The organism is Streptomyces sp. Ag109_G2-15, from assembly GCF_900215565.1.
Taxonomy (GTDB): Bacteria; Actinomycetota; Actinomycetes; order Streptomycetales; family Streptomycetaceae; genus Streptomyces; species Streptomyces diastatochromogenes.
Genome location: NZ_OCNI01000001.1, coordinates 2,340,654 through 2,356,948 on the forward strand (window position 1 = coordinate 2,340,654; position 16,295 = coordinate 2,356,948).

The 16,295-nt window shown below is 70.6% G+C and carries 14 protein-coding genes; 6 read left to right on the top strand and 8 right to left on the bottom strand.

What is annotated here, in order from left to right; translation table 11 throughout:
• The first annotated feature begins 97 nt into the window (after positions 1-97).
• Complete coding sequence (locus tag CRP49_RS49085) at positions 98-1,741, top strand: nucleic acid/nucleotide deaminase domain-containing protein (protein ID WP_101374237.1); 1,644 nt, start codon at positions 98-100, stop codon at positions 1,739-1,741.
• Positions 1,742-1,761: 20 nt separating this feature from the next.
• Positions 1,762-2,319 (top strand): SUKH-4 family immunity protein, encoded by a 558-nt coding sequence (locus CRP49_RS10225; protein ID WP_257033356.1) that lies wholly within the window; start codon positions 1,762-1,764, stop codon positions 2,317-2,319.
• 12 nt (positions 2,320-2,331) lie between these two features.
• On the opposite strand, the gene CRP49_RS10230 is transcribed toward CRP49_RS10225, so the two are convergent.
• Positions 2,332-3,282, bottom strand: coding sequence for a YafY family protein (locus CRP49_RS10230; protein ID WP_097253098.1), 951 nt, complete (start codon positions 3,280-3,282; stop codon positions 2,332-2,334).
• A gap of 71 nt (positions 3,283-3,353) precedes the next feature.
• On the opposite strand from CRP49_RS10230, the gene CRP49_RS10235 reads away from it, so the two are divergent.
• Positions 3,354-3,740 (top strand): VOC family protein, encoded by a 387-nt coding sequence (locus CRP49_RS10235; RefSeq protein ID WP_097253099.1) that lies wholly within the window; start codon positions 3,354-3,356, stop codon positions 3,738-3,740.
• Positions 3,741-3,799: 59 nt separating this feature from the next.
• On the top strand, positions 3,800-4,618 hold the full coding sequence (locus CRP49_RS10240) for a DUF4253 domain-containing protein (protein WP_097253100.1): 819 nt from the start codon (positions 3,800-3,802) through the stop codon (positions 4,616-4,618).
• A gap of 16 nt (positions 4,619-4,634) precedes the next feature.
• Here CRP49_RS10240 and CRP49_RS10245 read toward each other — a convergent pair whose 3' ends face one another.
• Both CRP49_RS10245 and CRP49_RS10250 read right to left on the bottom strand, forming a co-directional pair.
• Positions 4,635-5,837: a PLP-dependent aminotransferase family protein gene (locus CRP49_RS10245; RefSeq protein WP_097253101.1), complete on the bottom strand. Its 1,203-nt coding sequence runs from the start codon at positions 5,835-5,837 to the stop codon at positions 4,635-4,637.
• A 113-nt stretch (positions 5,838-5,950) separates the two neighbouring features.
• Entirely contained in the window at positions 5,951-7,330 is a 1,380-nt protein-coding gene (locus CRP49_RS10250) for a helix-turn-helix transcriptional regulator (RefSeq protein WP_097253102.1), read from the bottom strand.
• Between the two features lie 178 nt (positions 7,331-7,508).
• Here CRP49_RS10250 and CRP49_RS10255 point away from each other — a divergent pair, with 178 nt between their 5' ends.
• On the top strand, positions 7,509-8,264 hold the full coding sequence (locus CRP49_RS10255; RefSeq protein ID WP_179851567.1) for a DUF4232 domain-containing protein: 756 nt from the start codon (positions 7,509-7,511) through the stop codon (positions 8,262-8,264).
• 337 nt (positions 8,265-8,601) lie between these two features.
• On the opposite strand, the gene hemB is transcribed toward CRP49_RS10255, so the two are convergent.
• Positions 8,602-9,594 (bottom strand): porphobilinogen synthase, encoded by a 993-nt coding sequence (gene hemB, locus CRP49_RS10265; RefSeq protein ID WP_097253103.1) that lies wholly within the window; start codon positions 9,592-9,594, stop codon positions 8,602-8,604.
• Positions 9,595-9,870: 276 nt separating this feature from the next.
• On the opposite strand from hemB, the gene CRP49_RS10270 reads away from it, so the two are divergent.
• Entirely contained in the window at positions 9,871-10,863 is a 993-nt protein-coding gene (locus CRP49_RS10270; protein ID WP_097253104.1) for a phospholipase D-like domain-containing protein, read from the top strand.
• Positions 10,864-10,955: 92 nt separating this feature from the next.
• Here the strand turns inward: CRP49_RS10270 and CRP49_RS10275 are convergent, their stop codons facing one another.
• Genes CRP49_RS10275 through CRP49_RS10290 form a run of 4 tightly spaced genes read right to left on the bottom strand, consistent with a single transcriptional unit; the run spans position 10,956 to position 16,085 of the window.
• Positions 10,956-12,665 (bottom strand): bifunctional uroporphyrinogen-III C-methyltransferase/uroporphyrinogen-III synthase, encoded by a 1,710-nt coding sequence (locus tag CRP49_RS10275; protein ID WP_097253105.1) that lies wholly within the window; start codon positions 12,663-12,665, stop codon positions 10,956-10,958.
• A complete protein-coding gene (hemC, locus tag CRP49_RS10280) occupies positions 12,662-13,621 on the bottom strand; it encodes a hydroxymethylbilane synthase (RefSeq protein ID WP_094215700.1) in 960 nt (319 codons plus the stop codon). The genes CRP49_RS10275 and hemC overlap by 4 nt, the downstream gene beginning before the upstream one ends.
• A complete protein-coding gene (locus CRP49_RS10285) occupies positions 13,618-15,315 on the bottom strand; it encodes a glutamyl-tRNA reductase (RefSeq protein WP_097253106.1) in 1,698 nt (565 codons plus the stop codon). The genes hemC and CRP49_RS10285 overlap by 4 nt, the downstream gene beginning before the upstream one ends.
• Positions 15,312-16,085 (bottom strand): redox-sensing transcriptional repressor Rex, encoded by a 774-nt coding sequence (locus tag CRP49_RS10290; RefSeq protein WP_097253107.1) that lies wholly within the window; start codon positions 16,083-16,085, stop codon positions 15,312-15,314. The genes CRP49_RS10285 and CRP49_RS10290 overlap by 4 nt, the downstream gene beginning before the upstream one ends.
• Positions 16,086-16,295 lie beyond the last annotated feature (210 nt).

The window sequence follows — 16,295 nt, forward strand, 5'->3', positions numbered from 1 at the left end:
ATAGACCCCATAGACACCCTTGCCCTCCAACACCCGCCCCCCGTTAGGGTTTTCATGCTCATACGATGATCAGGAGGATGAGGGGGCGTCACGGGGGATGGGCTACACACTGCCGGGCTGGCTGGACGAGGTCCTGGACTTCATCGGGATCAACTTCCCGAACGTCGACGAGGACGACTACCGCGAGATGGCCGACGCCATGCGGGACTTCGCCGACAAGTTCGAGGGACACGGGGCGGACGCGCACAAGACCGTGGAGGCCATCCTGGCCTCCTCGCGGGGCTGGGCCGTCCACTCGATGCAGTCCCACTGGTCCCAGGTCAAGGCGGGCCACCTGGACAAGATCCCGGAACTGGCCCGCCTGTTCGCCGACGCCTGTGACGTCGTCGCGGACATCATCTTCGGCATGAAGACCAAGGCCGAGGCCGAACTCGCCATCATGGCGGGCTCAGTGGGGCTCTCGGTCGGCCTGGCCGTCTTCACCGGCGGCCTGTCCGCCGTCATCGGCGCGGCGGAGACCGCGGCCATGCGGCAACTGGTGAAACGAATCATCGACGAAGCGGCCGACCGGATCGTCGACGAGCTGCTCGCCCGGGTCACCGAGCCGGTCAACGCCAAGCTGGAGGCGATGATCGAGGACGCGGTCCTGAACCTGGCGGAGGACGCGTTCTCCCTGCCGCCCGCCCCTGGCGGCAGCGGCGGTGGCGGCGGACACGGCCACGGGCACGGCGGCATGCAGCTGGCCTCGGCGGGAGGCGGATCCGGCATGGAGCTGGCCTCCGCGTCCGGCGGTTCGGGCGCGGGCGGCGACCTCCACATCGATCACGAGGAGTTCGAGAGCGGAGCCGGCAAGCTCTCCTTCCACGGCAGCGAACTCCATCTGAACAGCTCCGCCCCGCTCGGCCGCGCCAAGGGCGCCTTCGGCCGCACCAAGGGCAAGGACCCCTTCACCCAGGCCTTCGACTCGGTGCTGCACGGCGGTCTGAAGGGCTGCGAGAAGGCCCTCGGCAAACTCGGCAAACACGTCAGCGAGACGGTCCCGAACCGCGCGAAGGCGGTCTCGCGGCTGCACAAGGGCAACGACAACGAGGTCGGGCAGCGGGCCAAGCGGATCAAGACGTGGAAGGACGGCGAGGACGCCGAAACGCGCACATACCTGTTGAACGCCGACGGGTCCGTGCAGCGACTCCACGCCGACGGCGGCACCGCGACCCTCGACGATCACGACAGGAATCGCCTCCATGGAATCGTGGGGGACGACGGAAAATTCTATATTCCGGAGACACCCAAAGCAAAAGCAGAATTCCATGCCGAGAGCAAGCATCCCGGCAGGGCGAAGTCCCAGAAGATCGACGCCTCTACCAGCGATCTGGCGCGGGCCACACAGGCGGCTCGCGTCGCCCGCAGCGACGGCGGGGGAACGAACTATGCCGCAGGCCGCTATGTCGACGCGGTCGGCCGGGAATCAATTCTCGTCGGCTACAGCAACAAGCGGGGGCATTCCGAGCGCATGATAGGGTTCCCCATCCTGCACTCGGGAAACAAGGACAGACTCGAGGAAATATTCACAGAACGGGAACCCTGCAAAAAGAACCCGGTGTGCGCTCGCTGGCTGGATTACCATTTCGGATCGGATCTCAAGGTAACCCATGTTGCGGATTACTACGACGCAGCCGGAAAAACCACCAACAAGCAACACACTCAGTATTTGAACGGCCTGAAGAAGACCCTCGGACTATAGTGTCGCGCTAGGATGCATCCGTGAACTTTGCAGTGACCCCCACCGACATGATCGCCGCGTACGGACTGGCCGACGTGGTCTATTTTCCACAATCCCCGGCCGGAGAATCCGGCGACGCGCGCGCATTGACCCTCCTCAGCTCGGTGGGACTTCCGCACTCCGAAGTCTTCACGTCGAAAGAGGATCCGGAGGACCCGTACGAGCCGGGATTCGACCCGACCGTCATCGGCAGCCGCTTCGATCACTACGGGTTCTCCTGTCCGGAGGAGAGCCGGACCTGGTGGGTGCTGGGCTACCTCTTCACCTCCCTCATCGCCCTCGACCCGGAATCCGGAAAGGTGTACGCCTTCCCGGAGAGTGAAGAGCAGTACATCCTCCTCCACCGCGACGTCGAATCACTGCTCTTCAGCCTCATCGAGTTCCGAAAGCTGGAGGTCGATCACGACAACGACGTCGACCCGGAGGAACTCGCCGAACGTTTCAGGCAAGTGGTCGGCGCCTTCGATCCCACACCGTTCGCCGACGAGGAATCGCAGTGGAACCTGTCCCTCGAAGAACTGGAGAACGGGCTCTGGTGAGCCCCTGTGCCCTCACCTATGGGCGTCGAGGAGTTCCCGGGTGCGGCGCATCAGGGCCTGCCGTACCGACTCCGGAGCGAGGACGCGCAGCGGGGTCGCCAGGCCGAGGAGGTAGCGGGCCAGGCCGTCCGGGTCGGGGCCGCCGATGTCCACGAGGGTGGCGTCCGGGCCGTCGGGGCGGTGGGTGCCGACCGTTGCCGGGATGAGCCGTAGCGCCTGGTGCAGGGGGAGGGGCAGGCGGATGGTCGCGGACAGCGGGTAGGGGCCGTTCGCGATGTTGCGGGAGACCAGGAGCGCCGGGTCGGGCGGGTCGGTGAGGTCCGCCGGGTGGCCGGTGGGCTGGAGGCGGTCGACACGGTCGGCTCGGAACGTCCGCCACTGGGCCCGGGACACGTCCCGCGCCACGAAGTACCAGCGTCGCCCGGTGTGGACGAGCCGGTACGGGTCGACGTCCCGGACCGTGGCCCGTCCCTCCCCGTCGGTGTACGACAACCGGGCGCGCTCGCCCCGCCGGCAGGCCACCGCCAGCTCCAGCAGCAGGCCCGGCCTGATCTGCGCCCCGTCGGCCCCGGGCAGGCGCACGAAGGCGTCGTCCAGTTCCCCGAGGCGATCCGCGATCCGGCGTGGCAGCACCTGCCGCAGCTTCAGCAGTGCCGACAGGGCCGCCTGGTCGCCGCCGAGCGCGTCGCTCAGCGCCGCCTCGCGGAGCCCCACCGCCACGGCCAGCGCTTCCTCGTCGTCCAGGATCAGCGGCGGCACGCGGGAACCGGCGCGGAGCCGGTAACCGCCCCACGGCCCCGCCTCGGAGTCGACGGTGTAGCCGAGTTCCCTGAGCCTGGCGATGTCCCGACGCACCGTACGGTCGGTGACCTCCATGCGCTCGGCCAGTTCCCCGCAGGTCCAGGACGGCCGGGACGACAGCAGGGACAGCAGCCGCAGGAGGCGGGCGGACGCGCCGATCACGCTCAGAAGTCTTCCACACGGCGCCACAACCAGGACCGGAACTGTCCTGGTCAGGTTCTAGCGTCCTCCCCATGACCACAGAGACCCCTTCCGCACCCGCGTTCCGCTACGCCGCCGTCACCTTCGACTGCGCCGACCCCGCCGAAATGTCCCGCTTCTACGGCGAGTTGCTCGGCTTCCCGGTCCTGTTCTCCACCGACGACTTCGTCCTGCTCGGCCAGGAGGGCGCCGCCGGCCTCGGCTTCAACCGCCTCGCCGACTACCGCCCGCCCACCTGGCCCGACCCCACGCAGGAGAAGCAGGCGCACATCGAGCTGGGCGTGGACGACCTGGACCTGGCCGAGAAGCGACTGCTCGACCTGGGCGCCACCAAGCCCGAGTTCCAGCCGGACCCGGAGCGCTGGCGCGTTCTCCTCGACCCCGCCGGCCATCCGTTCTGCATCACGACGCTCGTGTAGGGCAGCACCAACTCCCCCCTCCCACCCCACTGTCAGTGCCCGCCCCTACAGTCACCGTCATGGCGACTCTTCCCAACCCGCTGCCCAAGCTGAGTACCGACCCCAGCGGTCGTACGCTCGGGCTTCAGCTGCCGCCCGGCAGGCTGATCGACCAGACCTACGACGGCCCCTGGCCCGAGCCCCTGTTGTGGTACGCGCAGAAGCAGTCCGCGCCCGGCACCTGGAAGGCACTGAGCGGGTCGGCCGCGCGCGCCGGGCTGTTGCCGGTGCTCGTGGACGTGGGGAGTTCTCAGGGGGGTTTGGGGGACTGGGTGTTGCTGCCCGGCGAGACGTCGTACCCCGGAGATCACGACGTCGAGGACGTCCTCGAGGAGTACTGGGAGGAAGAGGCGGCGGACAGGGAACTGGCGGAGGACATCGAGCCGTTCGGGCCCGAGTGGCCGGGTCTCGCGCCGGCGGGCACCCTTGCCGTGGATCCCGACACGTGTGCCGCCCAGGTCGCCGACGCGGTGAAGGGCGGCCGGGATTCGTGGATCGAGGAGCCGCATCTGGCCCTGGTTCCGGCCCGCCGGTCCGCCGACATACCGGCGGCGATCGGCTGGACCGGCCCGGTGAACTACGAGGGTGACGTGGCCCGGCTCTGCGCGGTGCTGCGCTCCTGGGAGGACCGGTTCGGGATCCGGGTGGTGGCGCTCGGCCTCGACACCCTGCTCGTGTCGGTCGCGGCCCCGCCGGCCACCCTGGCCGAGGCCGAGGCGGTGGCGGCGGAGCACTTCGCGTTCTGCCCGGACGCCATCATGCAGAACGGGCCCGAGAACATCCGGGAGTACGCCGAGGAGTTGGTCGGCGCACAGAGCTGGACCTTCTGGTGGGACTGACCCCGACCAGCGGCACTCAGACCTTCAGCCCCCTCCCCAGCCTGCGCAGTCCCTCCGCGATCTCCTCCGGCGTCTGCGTGACGAAGCACAGGCGCAGGGTGCGAGGGTCGGGGGCGGTGGCGTAGAAGGGGGCGCCCGGGACATAGGCCACGTCCTGCTCCACCACGCGCGGGAGCAGGGCCGTGGTGTCGTACGACTCCGGGAGCCGGACCCACAGGAACATGCCGCCCTCGGGCCGGCTCCAGGTGGAGCCCTCCGGGAGGGCGTCGGGGAGGCCGGTGAGCATGGCGTCCCGGCGTTCGCCGTAGACGGCACGGACGCGGGCCACATGGGTGTCCAGGACGTGCAGGTAGCGGGCCGCGGCCAGTTGGTTGAGGGTCGCCGTGTGCACGTCCGCCGCCTGCTTGGCCACCGTGCACGCCCGCCGGAGTTCGGCGGGGGCGCGGAGCCAGCCGAGGCGGAGGCCGGGGGCCATGACCTTGGAGAAGGAGCCGAGCAGGACGACACGGTCCTCGGCGCCGGGGCAGGCGGCGATCCAGGGCGGGCGCGTGCCGTCGTAGCGGAGTTCGCCGTAGGGGTCGTCCTCGATGATCCACAGCCCCTGGCGGGCGGCCACGGCGGCGACGGCCTCGCGGCGCGGTGTCGGCATCGTACGGCCGGTGGGGTTCTGGAAGGTGGGGACGAGGTACAGCAGCTTCGGGCGCTCGCGCCGCACCGCCTCCTCCAGCGCCTCCGGGTCGACCCCGTCGTCGTCCCCCGGCACGGCCACCACGCGCGCCCCCGCCAGCCCGAAGACCTGAAGCGCCGCCAGATAGCAGGGGCTCTCGACCAGGACCGTGTCACCGGGTTCGAGCAGCGCGGTCGCCAGCAGGGACAGGGCCTGCTGGGAGCCGGTGGTGATGAGCAGGTCGTCGGCGGTGGTGGGCAGGCCGAAGGAGGTGATGCGGTCGGCCAGGCCGGACCGGAGGAGCGGCTCGCCCTCCGTGGTGGCGTACTGGAGCGCCTGCTCGGGGGTCTCCGCCAGCACGTCCCGGAACGCGGCCGCTATGCCTTCGCGGTCGAACATCTCGGGAGCCGGGAGGCCGCCCGCGAAGTTGATCACCTCGGGGCGTGCGGTGACCGCCAGGATGTCCCGGATGGGCGAACCGCCCACGCTGCGGGCGCGGGCCGCGAGCGGCGGAACGGGGGCACGGGGTGGCGCGGGCTCGGCGACGGTCATGGTCGGCTCTCCTTCGGCTCCGGGAGGTCGTCTCCGTTCGCAGCCTAGGGAGTTGGGTGCTGCCTACACCCGTAATTCCGCGATCCGGACATCCGGCACGCCGACCGCCGCTCTCAGAACTTGGTCGTGCCCTCCTTGACCCACCCCGAGCCGCCCAGCGGGAACTCGTAGGCGGGCCGCCCGTTGTTGCCGCTCGTGCGGAACGGCCTGCCGTGGTCGTCCACCCGGAGCGTGCCGTGGCGTGCACCGCTGGACCAGGTCAGCTCCAGGTACCAGCTCACGTCGTACGCGGAGGCGTCGGCCTTGATGTAGTAGACCTCCGGGTCGGACTCGCTCACCTTGAACGGGAAGTCCCGGTGCCCCGACTTCGGGAGGACGGCGGGGCGTGCCGCGTCCAGGGCGACGGTGAAGGAGCGGGCCGGGACGCCGCCGCCGCAGCCCACGCCCGGATAGCCCATGGCGTAGTCGTTCCAGGCGAGGGGCGAGCGCTTGCCCGCCATATGCACGGTGAGGCGGTCGATGACCACGGTCTCCTCGCCGGTGCCCTGCACGGTGAGCGTGACGTATTGATCCCCGGAGGAGACGGCACCGTGCGCGGCCACCCATGCCGTCGCGTCGTCCTCGTTCGGCGGCGGAGCGACCTGAGTCGGCGGACGGTTGATCAAGTAGCGCTGGGAGCAGGGGTCTTCCCAGGTGTAGGGGCGGGTGGTGACCGTCAGGGGCGGGGCGGCGATGTCCGTTCCGGTGCCACCGCCCGCGCCTGTCGTGGCCTTGCTGGTGCCCGCGCCCTTGCCCTTGGTCGTGCCCGGTGCAGAGGTCCGGGAGTCGGAGGCGCGCGGGGAGGCCGGGCGCTCCGTCCCGCCGGCCGGGCTCGCCGAGGAGCGCGCAGGCGCCTCGACGCTCTCGCTCCGCCCGGCGGCGGCCCCTGCGGGAGCGGCCCCCTTGCCGTCCTCGCCCGCGGGGAGGCTCACGACGAGGGCGATGGCGCCGAGAACGACGGCGACGGCACCGGCGGCGAGGAGGGCGCGGCGGGTGGAGGGCCGTCGTACGACCACGGGTACGGGCGACGCCCCGGCCTCACTCGACGGCTTCTCTTCCTGCCGCCTGTCTTCCTGCCGCTCGTCTTCCCGCTGCTCGTCTTCCTGGTGCCCTTGCCCCTCGGGCTCGTTCGACGGCGCCTGCGAAGTGGCCTCGCCTGCCTGCTGCTGCCCCTGTTGGTCCCTCTGCGGCTCCCCCTTCCACCCCCGCATCGCGTCCGCCAGCACCCACCGCCGGTGCAGCTCGACCAGTTCGTCCGGCGAGGCCTTGCAGAGGCGGGCGAGGCGTTCCACGGGGGCGTAGTCGGTCGGTACGGCGTCCCCGTTGCAGTAGCGGTGGAGCGTCGACGTACTCATGTGGAGCCGCTTGGCCAGGACGCCGTAGCTGAGCCCCGAACGGTCCTTCAACTCCCTTAACAGCGCGCCGAAATCGGCGCCTGCAGTGCTGCCCGGCACTGTTCCTCCCTCTCCCCGTGTCCCGTTCCCGCGTTCCAGAGACGGGATGTTTCCGCAGCTCAGGGCCTATGTGGGCATTCCAGCGTCCCTGATCGTCCGCCGGGTGTGGCAGGCGGGACGGACCGCCCCACAAGCTGTGGCCATCCAAGCACGCCACCACTCGGGAGAGAGACCAGCCATGCGTATCCGCCGTACCCCCCTGCTCGCGGTCACCGGAGTCGCCCTCGCCGCACTCGCCCTGACGGCGTGCGGCGACGGCACGGGCACGAAGGACGAAGGTGCCTCGCAGCCCTCCTCGACGGCGGCGACGACCGCGGGCGACAAGGGCACCGCGACGCCCGCCTCCGACAAGTCGGCGGGTTCGGGCTCCTCTTCGGGCTCGTCCGGCTCCGCCAAGGGCTCCTCGACGTCCTCGGGCTCGACGTCCTCGGGCTCGGGATCCTCCGCTTCCTCGGGCTCCTCGGGCTCGTCGTCGGGCGGCTCCTCGGAGCCGTGGGACCCGAAGAACCGCGTCCTGTGCAACGGTTCCAACACCAAGGTCACCGCGCAGCCGGTGTCCCGACCGCTCAACCACATGCTCATCACGGTCAAGAACACCGGCTCGAAGTACTGCGACCTGACCTACTTCCCCGTCCTGCGCTTCGACGAGATGCAGTGGGTGCCGCAGGCCGACGAGCAGACCCACCCGCAGGCCGTGACGACCCTCGCGCCCGGCGAGTCCGGCTACGCGGCCGTCCTGCTCTCCGCCGCCGACGGTAGCGGCGAGGGCGGCATGACGGGCCACAAGCTGACCGTCGGCTTCCAGGGGAAGACCCCCAACAGCAGCGGCGGCGCCTCCGCGACTCCGGCGCTGCCGGCGAAGGGCGTGTACTACGACAGCTCGCTGAAGGTCACGTACTGGCAGCAGAACCAGGACGACATCGCCGGCTGGTGAACCATCGAGGCCGCCCGGGCAACGGCCCGGGCGGCCTCGATGTGCGGACGCCGGACGACGGACGACGACTCGCGGGGCCGTCACGCCCAAGGCCGGCAGCAGGAACGCGACCACGGCGATGCCCACGATGCAGGGCGCGTGGGCCGCGGCCCCGATGGTCGCCAGCACGACGTAGACGAGCCACGCGAACAGCATGAACAGCCAGTACTCCTTGCGGCGCGCACACCCGCTGAATACCGCGTACTTCTTCAGCGCCTCGATGAACCAGCTCATGACTCTGACGCCAGCGCGTGGTCCGCCGCCCTTCCGGTACCGGAACGATCTCCAACCGTGTCCGTCAGCGCAGCTTCTGCGCCACCTCGGTGGCCCAGTAGGTGAGGATGTTCCGCGCCCCGGCCCGCTTGATGCCGGTCAGGGCCTCGAAGATGGCCCGGTCGCGCTCGACCCAGCCCTTCTCGGCGGCGGCCTCGATCATCGAGTACTCGCCGGAGATCTGGTAGGCGGCGACGGGTACGTCCACGCTGTCGGCGACCCGGGCCAGGATGTCGAGGTACGGTCCGGCCGGCTTGACCATCACCATGTCGGCGCCCTCGGCCAGGTCCAGCTCCAGCTCCCGCAGGGACTCGCGCCAGTTGGCGGGGTCCTGCTGGTACGTCTTCCGGTCGCCCTTCAGCGAGGAGGCGACGGCCTCGCGGAACGGGCCGTAGAAGGCGGAGGAGTACTTGACGGTGTAGGCCAGGATGGCGACGTCCTCACGGCCGATCTGGTCCAGCGCGTCGCGGACGACGCCGATCTGGCCGTCCATCATCCCGCTGGGGCCGACCACATGGGCGCCGGCGTCGGCCTGCACCTGGGCCATCTCGGCGTACCGCTCCAGGGTGGCGTCGTTGTCGACCCGGCCCTGCGCGTCGAGCACCCCACAGTGCCCGTGGTCGGTGGTCTCGTCCAGGCACAGGTCGGACATGACTAGCAGGTCGTCCCCGACCTCGGCCCGCACATCGCGGATGGCGACCTGCAGGATCCCGTCCGGATCGGTACCCGGCGTCCCGAGCGCGTCCTTCTTGCTCTCCTCCGGCACGCCGAACAGCATGATCCCGGAGATCCCGGCCTCCACCGCCTCCGCGGCGGCCTTCTTCAGGCTGTCGCGGGTGTGCTGGACGACCCCGGGCATGGCCGCGATCGGCACGGGCTCGCTGACACCCTCGCGGACGAATGCCGGAAGGATGAAGTCGGCGGGATGCAGCCGCGTCTCGGCGACCATCCGCCGCATGACGGGCGAGGTGCGCAGCCGCCGGGGACGCGTACCGGGGAAGGATCCGTACTTCGTCATGGCTTCTACGCTACGCCCGGCCGAGGGCTCCTCTTGCCGACGGCATGTCGACCTGAACGAAGGGGCGGCAGGAGGAGCCCGCGCTCAGGACGCGTAGTGCCGCCGAGCAACGACGGTCGGCTTCGCCCCTCCCCGGCAGCTCCGCGTCATACGAAGTCTTTGCGCTCTCCTGGCCGTCCCTCGATCCGCGCGACTCCCCAGCGTTCTACGCGCGTGGTGTCATGCACCCGCCACTCCCCCCACCGTGAGTTCCCTCTCCCCAACCAGGAGTCACGCATGCTGTGGAAGGTCCTCGGCCGCGCGGGCGTCGCCCTGGCGGCCGGCGCCGCCGTCGTCGCCACCGCCGTCCCCGCGAACGCCGCGAGCTACTCCGCGTTCGCCTTCTCCCAGAGCGGCAGCCAGCCCACCATCTACGACTTCGTCAACTCGGCCACCAGCACACTCGACATGACCATGTACGAGCTGGAGGACACGACGGCCGTCAACGACCTCATAGCCCTGGAGAACAAGGGCGTCACGGTCCGGGTCATCCTGGACCGCCAGCACCAGACGGCCAACAACTCGGCGTACACGGCCCTGAAGAACGCGGGCGTGGGCGTGGTCTGGTCCTCGTCCGCCTTCGTCTACACCCACCAGAAGACGATCACGGTGGACGGCACCAAGTCCCTGATCATGACCGGGAACCTGACGTCCCAGTACTACACGACGAGCCGTGACTACGGCGTCTTCGACGACGACACGAGGGACGTGGCGTCGATCGAGAAGGTCTTCAACGCGGACTACACGGCGACGTCCATCACCCCGACCGACGGCGACCATCTGCTCTGGTCCCCCACGGACTCCCGCAACCGCCTGGTGTCCTTCATCAACGCCGCCACGAAGACCCTCGACGTGGAGGAACTGGAACTGAGCGACAGCACGGTGGTCAACGCCATCGTGGCCCGGGCCAAGGCGGGCGTGGCGGTACGCGTGGTCCTGGAGAACCCCTCCAGCTACTCCAGCCAGGTCTCCGCCATCAAGTCCGCGGGCGGCAAGGTGGTCGGCTACTCCGACCCCAACGGCTTCTACATCCACGCCAAGGCGATGGTCGGCGACTACGGCCTGTCCACGCAGGAGGTGGAGGCAGGCTCCATGAACATCAGCAGCAACTCCCTGAGCAACAACAGGGAGCTGGGCATCATCCTCACCGGCACGGGCGTGGCCCAGCCGGTGGCCTCCACCATCGAGACGACGTTCAACAGCGACTACGCGGGAGGCACACCGGCGTAACAGGCTGAGCGCGGTCCCGTAGCCCACCCCCAGCCAACAGTTTCGACTGGGGGTGGGCGAACAGGGGTCCAGGGGGCAAGCCCCCTGGTACCTCAGGTCGTCGTACGGCGCCGACGCGCCCCCGGCCGGCGCTCGCTCGGCCGAGTCACCGGATCCCCCGCCTCCAGGGCGGCAGCCCTCCGCTTCAACCCGAAGTCGGCCAAAGCCTCCGCCAACTTCAGCACCGACGGCTCCGGAGCCATGACATCGACCCGCAGACCGTGTTCCTCGGCGGTCTTGGCCGTAGCCGGACCGATACACGCGATCACGGTCACGTTGTGCGGCTTGCCCGCGATACCCACCAGGTTCCGGACAGTCGAGGACGACGTGAAGAGAACGGCGTCGAAGCCACCCCCCTTGATCGCCTCCCGCGTCTCCGCCGGCGGCGGCGAGGCCCGCACCGTCCGGTAGGCCGTGACGTCGTCGACCTCCCAGCCCAGCTCGATGAGCCCGGCGACCAGCGTCTCGGTGGCGATGTCGGCACGGGGAAGGAACACCCGGTCGATCGGGTCGAAGACGGGGTCGTACGGCGGCCAGTCCTCCAGCAGACCCGCGGCCGACTGCTCCCCCGAGGGCACCAGATCCGGCTTCACACCGAAGTCGACCAGCGCCTTGGCCGTCTGCTCACCCACCGCGGCCACCTTGATGCCCGCGAAGGCCCGGGCATCGAGCCCGTACTCCTCGAACTTCTCCCGCACGGCCTTGACCGCGTTCACCGAGGTGAAGGCGATCCACTCGTACCGCCCGGTCACGAGCCCCTTCACGGCCCGCTCCATCTGCTGGGGCGTCCGCGGCGGCTCGACGGCGATCGTCGGCACCTCGTGCGGCACGGCGCCGTAGGAGCGCAGCTGGTCGGAGAGCGACACCGCCTGCTCCTTCGTCCGCGGCACGAGCACCTTCCAGCCGAACAGCGGCTTGGACTCGAACCACGACAACTGGTCGCGCTGGGCGGCGGCGGAACGCTCGCCGACCACGGCTATCACCGGCTTGCCGCCGTCCGGCGACGGCAGCACCTTCGCCTGCTTCAGCGTCTGCGCGATCGTGCCGAGGGTCGCGGTCCAGGTGCGCTGACGAGTCGTCGTACCGGCGACCGTCACCGTCATCGGGGTGTCCGGCTTACGGCCCGCGGACACCAGCTCACCCGCCGCCGCGGCCACCGAGTCCAGCGTCGTCGACACGACCACCGTGCCGTCGGAGGCGCCCACCTCCGTCCAGCACCGGCCGGAGGCGGTACGGGCGTCCACGAACCGGACGTCCGCGCCCTGCGCGTCCCGCAGCGGCACACCGGCGTACGCCGGCACGCCGACCGCGGCCGCCACACCCGGTACGACCTCGAAGGACACACCGGCGGCGGCGCAGGCGAGCATTTCCTCGGCCGCGTACGTATCAAGTCCCGGGTCCCCGGACACCGCACGGACGACCCGCCTGCCGCCCCGCGCAGCCTCCATGACAAGATGAGCGGCATCCCGGGCAGCGGCCGGAGCGGCGGCGGTTGTTGACGTGCCGTCAACGACCGTGAGCTGTGGCGTGCCGGTGCCCGGCGGCGACACCGAGGAGGAGTCCGCGTCCATCGGCACGACGGAGACACCCTGTCGGGCGTGCGTCCGGATCACGTCGAGCACGTCGTGCTCGGCGATCAGGACGTCCGCGTTCGACAGCGCTTCGACCGCGCGCAGAGTCAGCAGTCCCGGATCCCCGGGTCCGGCACCGAGGAAGGTGACGTGCCCGTGTTCCGGACCGGCGGGAAGGGTGGTGGGGCTCACTGTGCTCGCTCCCCCATCAGACCGGCCGCGCCCTGGGCGAGCATCTCGGTGGCGAGTTCGCGACCGAGTGCCATCGCCTGCTCGTGCGTCTGGGGCACGGGACCGGTGGTGGACAGCTGCACCATGCGGGTGCCGTCGGTCGTGCCGACGACGCCACGCAGGCGCATTTCCTTGACAATCTGCCCGTCGGCCAGGAGGTCGGCCAGCGCGCCCACAGGGGCGCTGCAGCCGGCCTCCAGGGCGGCGAGCAGTGACCGTTCGGCGGTGACGGCGGCCCGGGTGAGCGGGTCGTCGAGTTCGCCGAGCGCCGCGATCAGGTCCGCGTTGTCCGCGGCACACTCGATCGCCAGGGCCCCCTGGCCGGGGGCGGGCAAAACCGTGTCGACCGACAGGAAGTCGGTCACCTCGTCGATCCGGCCGATCCGGTTCAGTCCGGCGGCGGCCAGTACGACGGCGTCGAGTTCGCCGTCGCGGACGTATCCGATCCGCGTGTCGACGTTGCCGCGGATCGCGACCGTCTCTATGTCCAGGCCGTGGGCGCGCGCGTACGCGTTCAGCTGCGCCATGCGGCGGGGGGAGCCGGTACCGATGCGGGCGCCCCGCGGCAGGTCCGTGAACTTGAGCGCGTCCCGGGCGACGATCACGTCCCGCGGATCCTCGCGCACCGGAACGGCGGCCAGGACCAGCTCCTCGGGCTGCGTGGTCGGCAGGTCCTTGAGCGAATGAACCGCGAAGTCCACCTCGCCCTTCAGCAGCGCGTCGCGCAGCGCCGTGACGAACACACCGGTGCCGCCGATCTGCGCGAGCGCCTCACGGGAGACATCGCCGTACGTGGTGATCTCGACCAGCTCGACGGGCCGGCCGGTCACCCGGCTCACGGCTTCCGCCACCTGCCCGGACTGGGCCATGGCGAGCTTGCTCCGCCTGGTCCCGAGCCGCAGTGCTCTCTCAGTCATGCCGGTCGGTCCTTCTTGTCTGTGCTGTCCTCGGCCCGGGAGACGGCGGCCACCGTCTCGGGGTCGAGGTCGAACAGGGTGCGCAGCGCGTCCGCGTACCCGGTGCCGCCGGGCTCGGCCGCGAGCTGCTTGACCCGTACGGTCGGCGCGTGCAGCAGCTTGTCGACGACCCGGTGCACGGCCTGCCGGATCTCGCCGCGCTGGCGTTCGTCCAGGTCGGGCAGGCGGCCGTCGAGCCGCGCGATCTCACCGGCGACGACGTCGGCGGCCATGGTGCGCAGCGCGACCACGGTCGGCGTGATGTGCGCCGCCCGCTGTGCCGCGCCGAAGGCCGCGACCTCGTCGGAGACGATACGCCGGACCTGGTCCACGTCGGCCGCCATCGGCGCGTCGGCGGAGGCCTCGGCGAGGGACTCGATGTCGACCAGGCGTACCCCGGTCAGCCGGTGCACGGCCGCGTCGATGTCGCGGGGCATGGCGAGGTCGAGGAGGAACACGGCCGGGGCCGGGCGCGGGATCACGGCGACCGGTTCCGGCTTGCGGTGCTCGGGGATACGGCCGACGGTGGCCGCGGTCGCGGCGAGCGCGCTGATCAGCTTGGCGTCGGCCTCGGGGCCGCGGCCCACGGAGCGCCGGTCCACGGTCCCGTTGTCGACCCAGGCCGCGTGCTGCTCCAGGGTGGCCGCGTCCATCCCGGCCACGGCGGCCTCGCCGAGCACGGAGAAGCCGGTCGCGCCCTGTACGGCGGCCAGGTCCAGCGGGCAGTTCTCCTCGGTGCCGACACCGGCGGCCGGCAGCGGGGCCTTCACGGTCGTACGAGCGCTGTCGGCGAGGTCGGCCACCGGCTCCCCGGTGCGGCCCTCTACCGCCTGCGCGACCGACTCGCACGTCAGGACCAGACCCGTCGCCCCGGTGCAGGAGACGACGACGTCGGCACGTGTCAGCTCGCCCGGCACGGCATCCATCCGTACCGCGCGGGCGGTCACCGCCGTCTCGTCGCCCTCGGACAGGATCTGCGCAAGGCGCTCGGCGCGCTCGAAGGTGCGGTTGGCGACGACGATCTCGGCCACGCCGGCCCGCGCGAGCGTGGCGGCGGCCAGGGACGACATCGACCCGGCGCCGATGACCAGCGCCTTCCTGCCCGCTGCCCACTCCTGGACGTCGCCGCCCGCGGCCAGCTGCTCCAGGCCGAAGGTGACCAGGGACTGGCCGGCCCGGTCGATGCCGGTCTCGGAGTGGGCCCGCTTGCCGACCCGCAGGGACTGCTGGAACAGGTCGTTCAGCAGCTTGCCGGCGGTGTGCAGCTCCTGGGCGCGGGCCAGGGAGTCCTTGATCTGCCCGAGGATCTGCCCCTCGCCGACGACCATCGAGTCCAGCCCGCAGGCCACCGAGAACAGGTGGTGGACGGCCCGGTCCTCGTAGTGCACGTAGAGATACGGAGTCAGCTCCTCGAGGCCGACCCCGCTGTGCTGGGCGAGCAGCGTGGACAGCTCGGCGACACCGGCGTGGAACTTGTCCACGTCGGCGTACAGCTCGATGCGGTTGCAGGTGGCGAGCACCGCGGCCTCGGTGGCGGGCTCGGCGGCGACCGTGTCCTGGAGCAGCTTGACCTGGGCGTCCGCGCTCAGCGCGGCCCGCTCCAGCACGCTGACCGGGGCGCTGCGGTGGCTCAGCCCTACGACGAGGAGACTCATGCCGGCATCACGGCGGGTACGTCCCCGTCGGGCCCCTGGTCGGCGGAATCGTCGGCGGCCGCGCCCCGGGAGGCGGCCGCGGGCAGCGGGCCGCCCTCGGCGGTCTCCTCGCCGGCCTTGCGCTGCTCGTGGAAGGCGAGGATCTGCAGCTCGATGGAGAGGTCGACCTTGCGCACGTCGACGCCGTCCGGGACGGACAGCACGGTCGGCGCGAAGTTCAGGATGGAGGTCACCCCGGCGGCCACGAGCCGTTCGCAGACCTGCTGGGCGGCACCGGCCGGGGTGGCGATGACGCCGATGGAGACCCCGTTGTCGCTGATGATCTTCTCGAGGTCGTCGGTGTGCTGGACGGGGATGCCCGCGACCGGCTTTCCGGCCATCGCCGGGTCGGCGTCGATCAGCGCGGCGACCCGGAAGCCACGGGAGGCGAAGCCGCCGTAGTTGGCCAGGGCGGCGCCGAGGTTACCGATACCGACGATGACAACCGGCCAGTCCTGGGTCAGGCCGAGTTCACGGGAGATCTGGTAGACGAGATACTCCACGTCGTAGCCGACACCGCGCGTTCCGTAGGAGCCCAGGTACGAGAAGTCCTTGCGCAGCTTGGCGGAGTTGACCCCCGCCGCCGCGGCCAGTTCCTCGGAGGAGACCGTGGGTACCGAGCGCTCCGACAGTGCGGTCAGGGCTCGGAGGTACAGCGGAAGCCGGGCGACGGTGGCCTCGGGAATCCCTCGGCTACGGGTCGCCGGTCGGTGTGTTCGGCCAGTTGCCACGGTGCTCCTGCGGGTAGAGCGGGGCTGCAGGCGGTCATACGTCCCCAGACCGCCCCGTCGACAGCAGGCTATGTCTTTGTGAACGCGTGCACAAAGATGGTGTCCGATTTGCCCGGCCAACGTGACCGGGGTCACGCGCGTCATCACTGGGCCCTTCCTGGGGGCAAAACCGACACACTCCTCGTGAATCCCGCCCCCGAGACCAAACCG